This window comes from Mucilaginibacter daejeonensis (assembly GCF_020783335.1).
GTDB lineage: Bacteria > Bacteroidota > Bacteroidia > Sphingobacteriales > Sphingobacteriaceae > Mucilaginibacter > Mucilaginibacter daejeonensis.
This window is the reverse complement of record NZ_CP086068.1, coordinates 4,560,934-4,577,456: the sequence shown is the minus strand read 5'-3', so window position 1 is coordinate 4,577,456 and position 16,523 is coordinate 4,560,934. Positions and strand designations below refer to the sequence as shown.

The window sequence follows — 16,523 nt, the reverse complement described above, 5'->3', positions numbered from 1 at the left end:
TCATAAGCGCGGGGACAGGTCTTCTAACTTATGAATTTCTACACAGGCCAGGTGGCCTTATTCCTCTCGAACAGAGGAAAAACAACTCGTCTACTTATGACCGATCTTAAATGGAAAGTACTTTCCTATGAATATATACACCGCGGCCCCTGGGCCACCCTGCGGGTCGATAAATGTGAGATGCCCGACGGGCGTATCATTCCTGGCTATTATGTGTTGGAGTATCCGGATTGGGCCAACGCTGTGGCACTTACCGAGGACAATAAGATCATTATGGTGCGCCAGTACAGGCATGCGGCAGGTGTGATATCATTAGAGATACCAGGCGGCGTGATCGAGCCTGGCGAAGATCCCGAAGAAGGCATGAAACGGGAATTGCTGGAAGAGACCGGCTACCAGTTCGACCACCTCGAACCCCTTTGTGAGCTCCGCGCCAACCCATCCACCGGCGACAACATCACTCACTGCTACCTGGCCCGAGGCGGCAAAAAAGTACAAGCCCAGCACCTTGACGAGCAGGAACAGATCATTGTTGAAGAATACACCATAGATGAAGTAAAACAGCTCTTGGCCGATAACCAGATCACCCAAGCCCTGCACGTTAGTACGCTTTATTACGCACTGATCAGGTTAGGTGCATTAAGCTAATAATACCACGCCATTGGCGAGGTGCAAAGCCATCCATACTTTGAACGATCACCACGCCTCCCCGTCATGGCGAGGCACGAAGCCATCTCTGCGGAGGACAATGAACTGGTCGCTTGGTAACGCTCATAGCCGCTAAGGCTATTACTTTTTGTCTTGAAACAAAAAGTAACAAAAAATTCAAGCCACGCTGATCCCTGCCCTCGCTCGGGCCAGCTCCCGGCCGGGCACCGTGGCGGGCCACCGCTTATGGTTATGCCACGGATCGCACTACCCGCACTGCAACAAAAACCAGCAACTCCGATACTTTTGCTAATAAAAATAGCAATATTATCCGCATATTTGTGCATCTGCTCCAATAGCAGGTCAGTTACGTTTTGGCTAAAACTAAGTCGGCATATTTTTGTCAGAGCTGCGGCTACGAGTCGCCCAAGTGGTTAGGTAAATGCCCGGCCTGCTCGCAGTGGAACACCTTTGTAGAGGAAGTGATCGAGAAACCCAACGCGGCCATCCCTGATTGGAAGGCACCGGGTGGTTCTACCTCTATGCAGCGGGCTAACAAGGCCGTACCGGTATCACAGATCAGTTTTGCCGAGGAGCACCGCATCCTTACGCCCGACAACGAGCTCAACCGCGTACTGGGCGGCGGCATCGTGGCAGGATCGCTGGTGCTGATCGGTGGTGAGCCGGGCATCGGTAAATCGACCCTGATGTTGCAGATCGCCATGAGCATGCCTGCCGCCAAGATCCTGTATGTATCGGGCGAGGAAAGCGACCGCCAGATCAAGATGCGGGCCGAGCGTATAGCTGCCCCACAGTCCCCTAAAAGTGGAGTTGAATTACAGAACGGCACCACAGGCTGCTTCGTGCTGACCGAGACATCTACCCAGAACATCTTCAAACAGATCGAGATCCTGCAGCCCGATATGGTGATCATCGATTCGATACAGACCTTGTATTCGGCCCACATCGAGTCGACGCCGGGCAGCGTATCGCAGGTACGTGAGTGTACGGCCGAACTGTTGCGTTTTGCCAAGGAAAGCTCGACGCCGGTGTTCCTGATCGGGCACATTACCAAGGATGGCATGATCGCCGGACCCAAGATACTGGAGCACATGGTAGATACCGTGCTACAATTTGAGGGCGACCGTCACCACGTTTACCGCATTTTACGGGCCATTAAAAATCGTTTTGGTTCGGCATCAGAGCTGGGTATCTATGAGATGCAGGGCGCTGGTTTGCGCGAGGTGTCCAACCCGTCGGAGATACTGTTATCGCAGCGTGATGAGGCCTTAAGCGGCATCACGATCAGTGCCACGTTGGAAGGCCTGAGGCCAATGCTGATCGAGACACAGGCTTTGGTGAGTACCTCAGCATATGGGACACCGCAGCGCTCGGCCACCGGATTTGACACCCGCCGCATGAACATGTTGTTGGCCGTATTAGAGAAACGTTGTGGGTTCCGCCTGGGATCGCAGGATGTGTTCCTGAACATCACAGGTGGCATCAGGGTAGAGGACCCGGCCATCGACCTGGGTTTGGCCGCGGCCATCATTTCCTCGCACGAGGATATGCCCATATCATCAAAGATCTGTTTTGCGGGAGAGTTGGGGCTATCGGGCGAGGTGAGGGCCGTTAACCGTATAGAGCAACGAATTGCCGAAGCCCAGAAACTGGGCTTCGAGCAAATATTCATTTCCAAGTATAATCTGCCATCGGGTAAGGATAAGCATCAGCTCGACCTGTCACATTACAAGATCGAGGTGAAGGCCGTGAGCCGTATTGAGGAGGTGTTCGGGCTGTTGTTCGGGTGATCACTTACTTAACGATCTCGAACACGGCACGTACCTGGTAGTTCAGTTTGATCTTCTTGAAATCAACATCAGACTGCTGGGCATCCATCATTGGGGCAGCGGCCGATTTGAAGGCAAGGTTATAACGTACCGGCTGGTTCATCGGCTCGTTGTCGATCTCCTGGATGTCGATCGCGCCACCTAATTTTTCGCCAATGCTGCTCAGCAGGTAAGTAGCTTTTTCGCGGGCAGCTTTCAGGGCCTGGATCTTCAGGTCGCGGCGCAGTTCGGCGATTTTAGAGTAGTCGTAACCATCCACACCGGTCGATTGGATACCCTTGTCGTCTATCTTGCTCAGGATGATGTTGATCGCGTTCAGGTCGCGCATTTTGATGCGGTATTGTTTGCTGGCCAAAAAGTCGGGATTCTTCTTCTTTTCGATCACGTAGTTATAGCTGCTGATACTGCTGATGGTGAAATCCTCTTTAGCGATACCGGCAGCGGTCACGGCACTTTGCAATTGCTTTTCTAAGGTCGATATGTCCACCTTCTTTTTGCCATCCATGTATTCCTTTAATGATATCGAAACGTAGATGATGTCGGGCGTAACTTCTTGCTCGGCGCTGCCCATCACCTCGATCTTGCGGCGCAGGTCGGTGGTTTGCGCAAAACCAGTGATAGTAACAATTGATAGGGCGGCTAATAAAAATAACTTTTTCATGTGTAAGTATAATGTTCGTTCTTGTTGATATACGGCACCTGCTGATGGTTCATAACAGGCCCGTGCATATTTCATAGCTATTGACAACCGACCGATGCAAAAGTTTAGCCGCCCTACGGCTTATTCCGCGTATAGCTTTTCCAGCCGCTTTAGAAAGGCGATCGCTTCGGCGCTGAACATCGCGGGTTTGGTATCGTCCTTTTGAGCTGCCTTGTGGTACAGGTAAATGAAGGCGAAAGGGTCATCGGCATGTTTGATCATCTGTTTGCCATAGCCATTACGAACAATGGTGCGCGCCATGTAGAACCCCGGCATATGCCCGGCCGACGAGCGCAGCACCTGCCGGTAATAACGCTCGTTCTCGAACGTATGACTGTCTGACCGGGCCATCATCACGATGGCCGAATCCAATTTTCTGATCGCCTCGGGCGCGGGTTTGATCAGCCAGTCGCCGATCTCTTCAGGGTCGCCAGGCAGGGTGTAGATCGGCTCTTTATCGATCATATCGGCAATGCCCTCATTTTGAATGCTGCGGATAGCGTAGAGGATGCCTTGGTGAGCGGTCTCTGGTTTGCGCAATGCTCTTTGCGGCCTTAGCTGGTGGTGCATCTCGTGCGCTTCCAATATACCTGTGCTGATCTTGGCATGCTGAAAGGCCGCCATGGCACTAATAAAGATACCGTTAGCGTAAGATACCGCATCCATTCCCAACGCATTATAAAAGAACTTGATGCCCGGGATCTGGTGCCTGGCCTTTTTGGGCAGCCATTGGTATACCTTATCGTACATCACCGTGCTGTAGGCCGGGCTGGCGAGGGTGTTTTTAAGATAGGTCTTGAGCGAGTCCTCTTTATCCTTATACCGTTGCACCAGTATGGCGTACCAATATTTGGCGGCCAGGTTCTTTTGCAGCCGTGCAGCCTGCTTAGGCATGTACACCATCTCCACCGCTTTGCGGTAATCGGCTATCGAGGCGCTATCGAACACCGACCGTATGTAGGTCTTGTTGCCCTCCATGGCGATGAACTGTTTCCACTGCTCATCGGTGATCGGTCGGTCATGCCGCAGGCTATCCGTAAGTTGCCAGTACTGCAGGGCCGCATCAATGTTGATGACCTGTGCCTTCGCGCTTATTGATAGTAAGGTCAGAGCTATAAGTAGAGAAAAGAGGATGCTTTGCTTTTTCATATCTGGGTGTTCGTTCTTGGTGATGAAGCAAAGGTGCCCTCGCAACCATTCGGCATCAATTCTATTATCCCAACGCCTCGTTTCATTATATAAACCCGGCAAAACGGGTTAGCATAACGATCAGGTACTTTCGTATAAAAAACTGGCCGTGGCCAAAGCAATGCGTAATTTTACGGGATGAAGCAAAAGACCATATTTTACCATGTACTGGGCTGGCTGGCCGTGATCGGGTATGATCTGGTAAGCATATGGCGCAGCGCGGGTGTGGCCAATGTAAAGGTGCTAATGCTGTTGCAGCTATCCTTTTGCCTCAGTTTGGTGGCGGTGTTCTATTACCTTTTCCTGTGGGTGTTCCCACAGTTGCTTCGTAAAAAGCGTTTCGTTGCGCTTGCATTCGCCTTGCTGGCGGTGCCGGTGGTGTTCTCGGCAGTGCGGTTCGGGTTAGAGCAGGCGCTTTATCCTTTGGTGTTCGGGTTCAGTAATTATTACGGCCACATCACGGTAACGAGCTACCTGTATGATAACCTTTACCAGGGCGTACCTGTGGCGGTGATCAGTGCCGCGATCTGGAACATGCAGGAACAGTTCAGGAACCAGACAGAGAACGAGGCCCTGCGCCGCGAGAAACAGGAGGCCGAGCTGGCCTTTTTGCGGTCGCAGATCAACCCGCACTTTTTGTATAATACGCTCAACTACATCTACTCGCTGGCCTACCCGGTATCTGATGATCTGGCCAACGCCGTGATCAAGCTATCGCAACTGATGCGTTACGCGCTCGACCAAAGCGCCGATGGCAAGGTGGACCTGCAACACGAGGTGGACCACCTGCAAAACTATATCGACATCTTCCGCCTCCGTTTTGGCGATCAGTTCAATGTGGAGTTCAAGGCCAATACCGACCTGGCCGGTAAGCGTATCGCCTCGCTGATGCTCATTCCTTTTGTAGAGAACGCCTTTAAACACGGGGTGATGAACGATCCGCAACGGCCGGTCAAGATACAGTTGCGCGTGATCGGCGATCGGCTCATGTTCACGGTAAGTAACAAGGTCAACCACGGGCCCAAAGATCACTCGAGCGGGGTAGGTATTACCAATACCCGCAGGCGGCTGGCCTTATTGTACCCCGACAAACACGAATTGCTCATTGCCGATAACGGCCGCTCTTACAAGATCACGCTCAACATCGATCTGTGATCTTATCTCATTCCTCACACCTCTTTAATTTTTTACCCAGATGAAGATACGTTGCCTCGCTGTTGATGATGAAGCCTACGCGGCCAGGATCATTGCCGACCACGTCGGTAAGGTGCCGTTCCTGCAATTGGTAGGCATTTGTACCAATGCCATTGAAGCACTGGCGCTGGTGCAGCAGGGCGAGGTGGATCTGGTGTTCCTGGATATACAAATGCCCGATCTGAGCGGCATCCAGTTCCTGAAACTTTGCGGAAGCAAGTGCAAGGTGATCCTCACCACTGCCTATCCTGAGTATGCGTTGCAAGGCTATGAGCATGATGTGATCGACTATTTGCTAAAACCTGTCCCTTTCGATAGGTTCCTGAAGGCCGCACAAAAGGCATGGCAGCAAATGGCCGCAACGCTGCCCCCGGCTACTGCACCCGCAGCGATGGCCGCTCCTGCCCAGCAGGGCCACATGTTCGTTAAAAGCGATAGCAAGAACAAGTTCATCAAGGTGGATCTGGACGACATCCTGTATATCGAGGGGTTGAAAAATTACGTGTCCATATTTGTGCAGGGGCAGCGCATCATCACTTACCAAACCCTGCGCGATCTGGAAGACCAATTGCCTCAGCCGGCCTTTTGCCGGGTGCACCGCTCGTACATCGTGGCCGTGAACAAGATCCGGCTGATCGATGGGCACATGATCTACATACACGATCAGGCCTTACCCGTAGGCGAGACCTACCGCGAGGCCTTCTACAGATTGATACGCGAAGAGCCCACCTGATACCGGGGTACTGAACAAAAAGCGTTTATATTTGCTCACCATAGCATGCAACAGATCCGTAAAATAGCCATTGTTGGGCCCGAGAGTACTGGCAAATCGGCCATGTCGGCCTATCTGGCCAATCACTACCACACCGTTTGGGTGCCCGAGTACGCCCGCCAATACTGCGAGAAGCTCACGGGCGATTGTACCTGGCAGGATGAAGTGAACATGTTCTACGGTCAGCTGGAGCTGGAAAAAGAGTACTTGCCCAAGGCCAACCAGCTGCTCATTTGCGATACCACCTTTATCACGATCAAGATCTGGAGCGACGAGATGTTCGGCAAGGCCCCACAGGAAGTGCTGGACCTGCTGCCCCAGCATCGATATGACCTATACCTGTTGCTCAACATCGACCTGCCCTGGCAGGATGACCCCTTGCGCAACTTCCCCACCAAACGCGAACACTTTATGCAGGTATGGCACCAGGAACTACAAGCCCTTAACGCCAACTACCAGGTGATATCAGGCATAGGCCAACCCCGCTACGATGCTGCCGTCAATGCCATCGACGAATATTTGCTATCCCAACAAAATTCCCCTCTCGAGAGGGGTTAGGGGTGTGTTATACATCCTGCAAAGTTTCAATAGCTATCCCACAAGCCCGGCCACCAATCAACTCTACCATAATTCCCCTCTCGAGAGGGGTTAGGGGTGTGTTGTACATCCTGCAAAGTTTCAATAGCTATCCCACAAGCCCGGCCACCAATCAACTCTACCATAATTTCCCTCTCGAGAGGGGTTAGGGGTGTGTTATACATCCTGCAAAGTTTCGGGTCGCCTTGACATTACACACCCCTGCCTCCGCTCATTCCATCCCACCCCCTCTCAAGAGGGGAATGAACAGCCCTCAGAATTCCCTCTTGAGAGGGAATTGAAACAGCTACCCTAATGATCAAGTGAACCCGAAAAGCGTATCTTTACCCTCACAATGACACCTGCTGAAATAAACGAAAAGTGGAGCAAGCTGCAGCAGCGCATAGCTGAGGATTTTGACAACGAACTGCCCGACCTGAAGGTCATGTTATTCCTGATCGGCGTGCAGGAACTGGGCCAGGGGCCTAAAAAGTTCAGCAAACGCCAAAAGGAGGAACTGATGCACATAGCTAATTGCAAGCTGTTCAGCCAAATGGGTTTTTACGAACTGGAAGGTGCCGATCAGGACGGTTGGCCGCATTGGAAACTGGTCAAACCGATCCCAAACTATACCTTGCTGGAGCAGGAAATGGTGATCAAGTCGCTCATCATCAATTATTTCGAGGAGATGCAGAACTCATGACCCGCAAACTCTTATTGCTGACCCTGCTGATCACCGGCTCGGTGGCCTATGCCAAGCCACCGCGTAACCAATATGTACGCATTAGTACCGGGTATGGCCAAGTGATCATTCGCCTGTATAACGAAACGCCCAAGCATCGCGATAACTTTGTGAAGCTGGCTAAAGAAGGCTTTTACAATGGTACATTGTTCCACCGCGTGATCCAGAATTTTATGATCCAGGGTGGCGATCCCGACTCTAAGAACGCCAAGCCGGGTGCCGAACTGGGCGAGGGCGACCTCAAATACAAGGTGCCAGCCGAGTTCAGGGACAGCCTGTTCCACAAGCGAGGCGTATTGGCCGCCGCACGCGACAATAACCCCGAAAAGGCATCGAGCGCTACGCAGTTCTACATAGTGGAAGGCAAACGGGTGACCGATGCCCGTATCGACTCGTTAGAGACCACCCGACTGAAAGGTTACCATATACCCGAGTGGCAGCGCGCCTGGTACAGGTCGGTAGGGGGGACGCCACAGCTCGACCATGGCTACACCGTTTACGGCGAAGTGGTGAGCGGCATAGATATGGTTGACCGCATTGCTGCCGTGAAGACCGACAAACGCGACCGCCCCGTACAGGATGTACCTATGAAAGTGGAATTGCTGAGCAAAAGGCAGTGCCGTCAACTGGATAAATTGTTGAATTTGGATAAGTAACAACCGAATTGTCATGCTGAACGCAGTGAAGCATCTTATATACCCTGCATGTAGTTCAGATATTCTGAGCATAGGATCCTTCGCTATCGCTCAGGATGACAACCTTACTATAAACACCTGATCACCTCAATGAAGATCATTACCTATAACGTGAACGGCATACGATCCGCCATGACCAAGGGCTGGTTATCATGGCTGCAAGCCACCGATGCCGATGTGGTTTGCTTGCAAGAGATCAAAGCCACGCCCGATGTTCTGACCGACCTGTTGCTGGTAGAGCAAATGGGCTATCAGCACTATTGGTACCCGGCCGAAAAGAAAGGCTATAGTGGTACTGCCATATTTACCCGCCACACGCCCAAGCATGTGGAGTACGGGTGCGGCATAGAAGATTTTGACCGCGAAGGCCGCTGCATCAGGGTGGACTTTGAGGACGTGTCGGTAATGAGCGTTTACTTCCCGTCGGGGTCGAGTGGAGATGAGCGTCAGGTATTCAAATATCGTTTTTTGGATGAATTTGGCGAATACCTGAACCAGCTGAAATGGGCCTACCCTAAACTGGTGGTTTGCGGCGATTATAACATTTGCCACAAGCCTATCGATATCCACAACCCTAAGTCGAACGCCAACTCATCGGGCTTTTTGCCCGAAGAGCGTGCCTGGATGGACCGTTTTGTGGAGATGGGATTTGTGGACACCTTCAGGTTGCTGAACAAGGAGCCGCACAACTACACCTGGTGGAGTTTCAGGGCCAACGCCCGCGCCAAGAACCTGGGCTGGCGCATCGATTACAACATGGTGACCACCGACCTGCAAAGCGCCGTAAAGCGTGCCGCCATACTGCCCGAAGCCAGGCACTCTGATCATTGCCCGGTATTACTGGAGTTGGATGTCACCCCCTAACCCAAACCCCCTAACTCCCTGAAGGGGGAATGAAGCAGTAAGCGGTGTTCGGTCATACTCCCTTCAGGGGGCTGGGGGTGTGAGTTGCGGCTTGGCGTTAGTGTCAGATCCATCTTCATATCATACTCGTTCACATCATCTATAAGGTCTACTGCCTCAAAAAATGACAGGCCGATAAAACGGGTGCCGGGGCGGCACTGGGCCATAAGGCGATCGTAAAAGCCTTTTCCGTAACCTACCCGGTAGCCCTGTTGGTCATGAGCTAATAGGGGGATGAGCATCAGATCCACATCTTGGATGGGTACCAGGTTGCCGCTAACCGGCTCAGGGATACCGAAAGCGTTAACGGCCAGTTCCAGTTGGTCGTCATCAGCATAGTTCTGTATGGTATGGTCGGCAAAGTTAGCCTTGGGGAATAACCTTTGAATGTTCGGGTGATGTTCCCGAAGCCACTCCCTGATCAGGAAGGTGTCGGGCTCCTTGAATTTACGGATCGGCAGGAACAGGTGAACGCAACTTACTCCACTCAGTCCAACGCGGGCAAAGCGCTGAAGTAGCTGCTGGTTCAGCTCATCATACTCGGCCTGCGATAGCTGTTCCCGCCGGGCCTTGAATAGCTTTCGGAGTTCACTCTTGGTCATGTTCAAAAGGCGTTACAAATGTTTCACCGATGTAACAAATTTCCCCAAATTTCCCCACTTTTCATCGTTACGAAACTCGCAAAAACCCAGAAAGATCAAGAAAATTCAGCATTTATTCAATTTGTAACACCAAATGTAACACTTGAACACGCAAATGTAACACCTGCGGCAGGCAGCTGATCGTCGCGATCGGCCCGCTTTGCCCTACGTGCGACGATCAATTACAAAATTGGCAATGATCAGTAAGCTGCATACCTACGCCACCTAAAACCACGTTAGAAAGCTGACCACAAGGCGATGCCACTTTTATTTCGTTCCTTTGTATCCGCATGAAGAAGAACTTGCTGCTTGCCGTATTTTCGGGCTTATTACTATGGATAGCCTGGCCGCCAACCGCTTACACCACCTTTTTGCTGTTCGTTGGTTTGGTGCCGATGCTCATTGCTATCGAGAATATCATCAATTCACCTTCGACGAAAAAAGGGCAGTTCGTTTTTGCCACTACCTTTATCGGTTTCTTCATCTGGAACAGCCTGAGTATCTATTGGGTATACAATTCGCTCAAGACCATCGGTCCGTTGGTGGCCATCCCGATCACGCTGATCCCGTATTCCTTAGGTCCGTTGTTAATGGCAGGCACCTGTTGGTTGTACTACCGCATGCGGCTCAGTACCGCACGCGGCTGGTCGTTAGCGGCTTTGGTTTGCTTCTGGATCGCCTACGAGTACCTGCACCAATCCTGGGACCTTAAATTCCCATGGATGACCTTGGGTAATGGCTTTGCCGTAAGTCACAAATGGGTGCAATGGTACGAGTATACCGGTGTTTACGGCGGTACCATATGGATATGGCTTTGTAATATCTTTTTGTTCCTGCTGTATATCAGTTTGCGGGAATCACGTCCTAAAGTATACCGTTCAAAACTGACCGTAGGTTTCGCCTTGAGCCTGATCCTGCCTTTGGGGTATTCGCTGGTCACCTATTACAGCTACCAGGAGCAGCCTAACCCCTCTAACGTGGTAGTGGTGCAACCTAATGTTGACCCTTATACCAAATTTGACCTTGCTCCCGACCAGGAAATGAGTAAGCTCACCCGCTTGTCGGCGTCAGTAGCGCAGCCGAATACCGAATACTTTATCTGGCCGGAGACCGCCATAGCCGAAGATACCGACGAGGACCGCTTTACGCAGTCGACCCAGTATGGCCAGATGAGGCAGTTCCTGAAAAATTACCGTAACGGCAACCTGATCACCGGCGTTTCCACCTATCGCATCTATAATGATGCGCATACCCCTACGGCCCGTTTTTCGGAGAATACCCATCAGTATTTTGATGTGTTCAACACCGCAGTGCAGATCGAGAACTCAGATCGAGTGCAATTTTACCATAAATCGAAACTGGTGCCCGGTGCCGAGGCCATGCCATTTGGTGCGGCATTGAGTTTCCTGACGCCTGTTTTTGAACATTTGGGTGGTTCAACCGGCGGCTTTGGCAGCCAGCCCGATGCCGATGTATTTTACTCCCAAAGCGGCATAGGCGCCGACCCGGTGATCTGCTACGAGACCATTTGGGGCGATTGGATATCGCATTCGGTGCGTAAAGGGGCGCAGTTCATCGCCATTATCACTAATGATGGCTGGTGGGAAAATACCTCTGGCAAGGATCAGCATATCGATTATGCCAAGCTGCGCGCCATCGAGAACCGCCGCTGGGTATGCCGCTCGGCCAACACCGGTATATCGGGTTTCATTAACCAGCGCGGCGATGTGATACAACGTTCAGGTTGGTGGGTAGAGGCCGCCCTGAAACAAGAGATCAACCTCAACTCAGAGCTTACTTTTTATACCAAACATGGCGATTATCTGGCCAAAGGCGGTTGTGGCCTGGCTTTGCTGGGCATGATCTTCATCGTGTTCCGCAGGTTAAAACCTAAACGCGTAGCGGCAGCATGAAGGTAGCCGGTTTTACTTTTATCCGTAACGCGGTCAGGAACGATTACCCCGTGGTGGAAGCCATTACGTCCATCCTACCCCTTTGCGATGAATTCGTGATCGCCCTGGGCAGTAGTGACGATGGTACCGAAGAATTGGTAAGGGGTATCGATTCGGCCAAGATCCGCATCATTGATACCGTTTGGGACGAAAGCCTGCGCGAGGGCGGACGGGTATTTGCCCAGGAGACCGACAAAGCATTCGCGGCCCTATCACCCGATGTGGACTGGGCCTTTTACATACAAGGTGATGAGGTGGTACACGAAAAGTACCTGCCCGTGATCCAACAGGCCATGCATGATAACCTACAAGATAAAAAAGTGGAAGGCCTACTATTCAAGTACCTGCACTTTTACGGCTCATATAGCTACATCGCCCATTCGCGCCGGTGGTATCGCCGCGAGATACGCATCGTTCGCAATAACCAAAATATCCACTCTTACCGGGATGCTCAAGGCTTTAGGTGGAACGACCGGAAGATCAATGTGAAATTGATCGATGCTTACATCTACCATTATGGCTGGGTCAAAGCACCCAAAGGGTTAGAAAGTAAGCTGCGCAATTTCAACCAGTTCTACCATGATGATGCCTGGCTGAACGAGAACCTGCCGCAAACCTTTGAGTTCGACTTTAAGAACGCCGATCGTTTGTTACCTTTTGAAGGCACCCACCCTGCCGTCATGCAGCGCCGCATCAAAGCCCAGAACTGGAACCTGAACGTAGATCAGAAAGCCATTGCCAGGCAAATGCCGTTAAGGCGCCGCATCCTGCAAAAGATCGAGGACTGGACCGGCTGGCGCGTAAGCGAATACCGCAATTACAAGATCATCAAGTGATCATTTTGTATGTAAAATAAAAAAGGCGGCCACATCGACCACCTTTTTATTTTCATCTATCTAAGCATCAGCTCCCGGTGCGTTCCCGCTCATGATAGTTCTGCACGATATCGATGGCACCATGTACGGCATCGCTCAGGGTGGTCACAAAGGCACCGGGTTGGGCTAAATTGATCGCGTAGGCAATGGCATCCACATGATCTTCGAGGCGCTCGTATGGCATGTCAGGTTTTACTTCCCTGATGCCCTCGATCATCAGGTCCATAATGTTCTCGCGGGTACGGCCACGCAGGTGATCGGCCTGGCGCAGTAAAATGTGGTCGAACATACTTGCAGCTATACGGCCCAACTCGCGGATGTCCTCATCGCGGCGGTCACCTGTACCGGCGATCAAACCGATCTTTTGCGGCGAATCGATATGCGAAAGGAAATCCTTGATGCCGTGATAGCCATTCGGGTTGTGTGCAAAATCGACCATGAACCTGAACTCCTTAAAGTTGAAGATGTTCATGCGTCCAGGTGTTTGCGCCGCCGACGGTACAAAACTTTGCAGTGATGTTTTGATATCCTCGGTCTTGAAGCCCCAAAGGTAAGTGGCCAGCGTGGCGGCCAGCACGTTCTCGATCATAAAGCTCACCGTTCCGCCAAAGGTCACCGGCACTTGCGATACCCGTTGCACCCTGATCTTCCAGTCGCCTTTTTTAATGGTGATGAAGCCGTTCTCCAATACGCAGGCCACGCCGCCTTTTTGGCAATGCGCCTTCACCACAGGGTTCTCCTCGTTGAGGCTGAAGTAGGCGATCTGGCAATGTGCTTTTTTAGCGATGCTTACGCAATGTTTGCTATCAGCGTTGACCACGCCCCATCCGCCTTTTTTCACCGAATCGATCACCACGCTTTTCACACGGGCTAGATCTTCCAGCGTATGGATGTCAGATATGCCCAAATGATCTGGCTGTATATTGGTGATCACACCAATGTCTGACTGGCCAAAACCCAAACCTGAGCGTAAGATACCGCCACGGGCAGTTTCCAACACCGCGAACTCTACCGTCGGGTCTTTTAAAATGAACTCCGTACTATGCGGACCAGTGGTATCACCTTTCACCAGCATGGTGTTCTGCACGTAGATGCCATCGCTGGTGGTAAAACCTACGCGGTAGCCATTATTCTTAACAATGTGGGCGATCAGGCGGGTAGTGGTGGTCTTGCCATTGGTGCCAGTTGTGGCAATGATCGGTATGCGTGCCGAACGCCCCTGCGGATATAGCATGTCCAGCACATGGCCGGCCACGTTGCGTGGTAAACCTTCGCTTGGGGCAATGTGCATCCTGAAGCCGGGTGCTGCGTTCACCTCTAACACTACACCACCATTCTCGATCAGTGGCTCGGTCAGGTTCGGTGCCATAATATCTATACCACAGATATCCAGTCCTATCACGCGCGATATACGCTCACAAATAAAAACGTTCTCGGGGTGTACCTGGTCGGTCACATCGATAGAGGTACCACCTGTGCTCAGGTTAGCGGTCGATTTCAAATATACCGTGACCCCGTCGGCAGGCACGCTTTCCAGCGTATAACCTTTTTTAGTCAGCAGGTCCAGCGTATCGCGGTCTATCGAGATGTGGGTCAGCACGTTCTCGTGGCCGTAACCACGGCGTGGGTCCATGTTCTCCTTATCGATCAGTTGTTGGATGGTCGATCGGCCATCGCCCTTAACATGGGCAGGTACGCGCAGCGCTGCGGCCACCATCTTGTTATCGATCACCAATACCCTGAAATCAAAACCACTGATGAATCGCTCTACGATCACCTTGCGCGATATCTTGGACGCATGCTCAAAAGCCAGCACTGCGTCCTCTTCGGTCTTTACGTTAATGGTGGCGCCACGGCCGTGGTTGCCATCCAGCGGTTTAAATACCAGTGGGAAGCCGACCTTCTTGATGGCGGTCTTCACATCGGCAGCTGAGGATATGGTCATGCCTTTGGCCACGGGGATGGCCTGCTCCTGCAATATACGCTTGGTCTCTTCCTTGTTACTGGCCAGATCCACGGCTATGCTGCTGGTCTTCTCGGTCATGGTGGCACGGATGCGCACCTGGTTCTTACCATAGCCCAGCTGCACCAACGATTGATTGTTCAACCTTATCCAAGGGATATCACGCGCTATGGCCTCTTCCACGATCGATCCGGTACTCGGTCCTAAACGAGTGTTCTCCCTTATCTCGCGCATGGTCTGTATATCGGCCTCCAGCGCGTAGCTCTCACCGGCGATCAGGGCTTCAGCTATGCGCACGGCAGCCTCGGCCGCAAAAACGCCCACCTTCTCCTCCACGTAGTTGAACACTACATTGTAGGTGCCTGGTGTCTTGGTCTCACGGGTACGGCCAAAACCGGTGTACATGCCGGCAAGGCTTTGTATCTCCAGGGCAATGTGTTCGATCACATGGCCCATCCAGGTGCCTTGTTCCACCCGTTCAAAAAAACCACCAGGTACGCCAGGTGAACAGCGGTGGCCGTACATGCTGGGTATAAGTGTCTTGAGGCGTTCGTAAAAGCCTTCGATGGTGTTGGTGGGCCTGTGCTCCATCTCTTCCAGGTCCAGGCGCATTTGTATCAGTTTTTTGCGCGTAACGCTCCAAATGTTGGGGCCACGCAGCACCTGAATGTTCTCTATTTTCATATATGATGATCGATCAGTATCGTTCGTAATGGGTCAATAACTCAGTATGTTCTATCAAAGCAGCTTTGGCGGGACTATATCGTGCTTTAATTTAATGTTAGTGTTAAGGCGTTACGGTTTTTGCTGATATAAAGCAATTTTATCGATCAAATGTGTGGTATCCTTTCATTTTTTTATTACTTTGTAATTGTACCAGTTAATTTAAAAGGATGAATGAGCCGAAAGGTAAATTAGTTATCATAGGCGGAGCAGTAGATATGGGCACTAATTTGAGTGCCGAAGAACACATCATGCAGCCGCATTACATCAAGTTCTTCGAACGCGGTATCCTTCGCCGCATTATCAACGAATCGGCAAAAGGCTTAGGTTCACAGGTCGAGATCGTGGTGACCGCCTCCCAGATCCCCGAGTTAGTAGGTCAGGAATATATTAGATCCTTCAACCAGCTATCGATCACCAACATCAACATTTTAGATATCCGCAGCCGCGAGGATGCCCAGGACCCTGAGGTGCTCGAGCGCATTCGCAGGGCCGATGTGGTGATGTTCAGCGGTGGCGATCAGTTGCGCTTAAGTTCCATATTCGGTGGTACCGAATTTTTGCAGATCTTGAAGAACCGCTATCAAAAAGAAAATTTCATTATAGCAGGCACCTCGGCAGGGGCGGCAGCCGCGTCTACCAATATGATCTACCGTGGATCGAGCAATGAGGCCCTTGTAAAAGGCGAGGTGCAGATCACCGCCGGTTTAGGCTTTATTGATCACATGATCATTGATACCCACTTTGTACAGCGCGGACGCATAGGCCGTTTGTTCTACGCAGTGGCCAGTAACCCGGGCATGCTGGGTATAGGTTTGGGCGAAGATGCCGGCCTGCTGATCACCGAAGGTAACATGATGGAGGCCATAGGTTCGGGCCTGACCATTGTGGTAGATGGCCGTAATATAGTAGAGACCAATATTTACGACGTAGAACTGGGCGCGCCGGTATCTATCGACGGGCTGAAGGTCCACGTGATGTCCATCTTCGACCGTTACGATATCTCGCAGCAACGCCTGGTGATTAAAAAGAAAGCTGTGATCGAGGAAGGCGAGTATTTGCAGTTGCCTGACCGAGATCAGTAATAGATTTTTCTGGTCG

At 51.7% G+C, this 16,523-nt stretch carries 15 protein-coding genes; 11 read left to right on the top strand and 4 right to left on the bottom strand.

Annotated elements, in window-relative coordinates:
• The first annotated feature begins 96 nt into the window (after positions 1 to 96).
• Positions 97 to 648 carry an NUDIX hydrolase gene (locus LLH06_RS19630; RefSeq protein WP_228170988.1) on the top strand — a complete coding sequence of 184 codons (552 nt, stop codon included), beginning with the start codon at positions 97 to 99 and terminating at the stop codon, positions 646 to 648.
• 374 nt (positions 649 to 1,022) lie between these two features.
• Positions 1,023 to 2,459 (top strand): DNA repair protein RadA, encoded by a 1,437-nt coding sequence (radA, locus tag LLH06_RS19625; RefSeq protein ID WP_228170987.1) that lies wholly within the window; start codon positions 1,023 to 1,025, stop codon positions 2,457 to 2,459.
• 4 nt (positions 2,460 to 2,463) lie between these two features.
• On the opposite strand, the gene LLH06_RS19620 is transcribed toward radA, so the two are convergent.
• Together LLH06_RS19620 and LLH06_RS19615 are read right to left on the bottom strand one after the other, a co-directional pair.
• On the bottom strand, positions 2,464 to 3,159 hold the full coding sequence (locus tag LLH06_RS19620) for an SIMPL domain-containing protein (RefSeq protein ID WP_228170986.1): 696 nt from the start codon (positions 3,157 to 3,159) through the stop codon (positions 2,464 to 2,466).
• 120 nt (positions 3,160 to 3,279) lie between these two features.
• Positions 3,280 to 4,347 (bottom strand): DUF5700 domain-containing putative Zn-dependent protease, encoded by a 1,068-nt coding sequence (locus LLH06_RS19615; RefSeq protein ID WP_228170985.1) that lies wholly within the window; start codon positions 4,345 to 4,347, stop codon positions 3,280 to 3,282.
• Between the two features lie 177 nt (positions 4,348 to 4,524).
• On the opposite strand from LLH06_RS19615, the gene LLH06_RS19610 reads away from it, so the two are divergent.
• From LLH06_RS19610 to LLH06_RS19585, 6 genes are all read left to right on the top strand, one after another.
• The gene (locus LLH06_RS19610) at positions 4,525 to 5,541 is read left to right on the top strand and encodes a sensor histidine kinase (RefSeq protein ID WP_228170984.1); all 1,017 of its coding nucleotides are present in this window, start codon (positions 4,525 to 4,527) and stop codon (positions 5,539 to 5,541) included.
• Positions 5,542 to 5,581: 40 nt separating this feature from the next.
• Positions 5,582 to 6,313: a LytR/AlgR family response regulator transcription factor gene (locus LLH06_RS19605; protein WP_228170983.1), complete on the top strand. Its 732-nt coding sequence runs from the start codon at positions 5,582 to 5,584 to the stop codon at positions 6,311 to 6,313.
• 45 nt (positions 6,314 to 6,358) lie between these two features.
• On the top strand, positions 6,359 to 6,910 hold the full coding sequence (locus LLH06_RS19600) for an AAA family ATPase (protein WP_228170982.1): 552 nt from the start codon (positions 6,359 to 6,361) through the stop codon (positions 6,908 to 6,910).
• Positions 6,911 to 7,283: 373 nt separating this feature from the next.
• Positions 7,284 to 7,631, top strand: coding sequence for a hypothetical protein (locus LLH06_RS19595; RefSeq protein ID WP_228170981.1), 348 nt, complete (start codon positions 7,284 to 7,286; stop codon positions 7,629 to 7,631).
• Positions 7,628 to 8,326: a peptidylprolyl isomerase gene (locus LLH06_RS19590; protein ID WP_228170980.1), complete on the top strand. Its 699-nt coding sequence runs from the start codon at positions 7,628 to 7,630 to the stop codon at positions 8,324 to 8,326. Before LLH06_RS19595 ends, LLH06_RS19590 begins: the two co-directional genes overlap by 4 nt.
• 129 nt (positions 8,327 to 8,455) lie before the next feature.
• Positions 8,456 to 9,229 carry an exodeoxyribonuclease III gene (locus LLH06_RS19585; RefSeq protein ID WP_228170979.1) on the top strand — a complete coding sequence of 258 codons (774 nt, stop codon included), beginning with the start codon at positions 8,456 to 8,458 and terminating at the stop codon, positions 9,227 to 9,229.
• Here LLH06_RS19585 and LLH06_RS19580 read toward each other — a convergent pair.
• Positions 9,226 to 9,870, bottom strand: coding sequence for a 5-formyltetrahydrofolate cyclo-ligase (locus tag LLH06_RS19580; protein ID WP_228170978.1), 645 nt, complete (start codon positions 9,868 to 9,870; stop codon positions 9,226 to 9,228). The genes LLH06_RS19585 and LLH06_RS19580 overlap by 4 nt on opposite strands.
• Before the next feature lie 329 nt (positions 9,871 to 10,199).
• Here LLH06_RS19580 and lnt point away from each other — a divergent pair, with 329 nt between their 5' ends.
• Positions 10,200 to 11,822, top strand: coding sequence for an apolipoprotein N-acyltransferase (gene lnt, locus LLH06_RS19575; RefSeq protein WP_228170977.1), 1,623 nt, complete (start codon positions 10,200 to 10,202; stop codon positions 11,820 to 11,822).
• Positions 11,819 to 12,697, top strand: coding sequence for a glycosyltransferase family protein (locus tag LLH06_RS19570; RefSeq protein WP_228170976.1), 879 nt, complete (start codon positions 11,819 to 11,821; stop codon positions 12,695 to 12,697). The genes lnt and LLH06_RS19570 overlap by 4 nt, the downstream gene beginning before the upstream one ends.
• Positions 12,698 to 12,764: 67 nt before the next feature.
• On the opposite strand, the gene cphA is transcribed toward LLH06_RS19570, so the two are convergent.
• Positions 12,765 to 15,383, bottom strand: a complete 2,619-nt coding sequence (cphA, locus tag LLH06_RS19565; protein ID WP_228170975.1) for a cyanophycin synthetase — start codon at positions 15,381 to 15,383, stop codon at positions 12,765 to 12,767.
• 209 nt (positions 15,384 to 15,592) lie between these two features.
• Here cphA and LLH06_RS19560 point away from each other — a divergent pair, with 209 nt between their 5' ends.
• Complete coding sequence (locus LLH06_RS19560; protein WP_228170974.1) at positions 15,593 to 16,507, top strand: cyanophycinase; 915 nt, start codon at positions 15,593 to 15,595, stop codon at positions 16,505 to 16,507.
• Positions 16,508 to 16,523 lie beyond the last annotated feature (16 nt).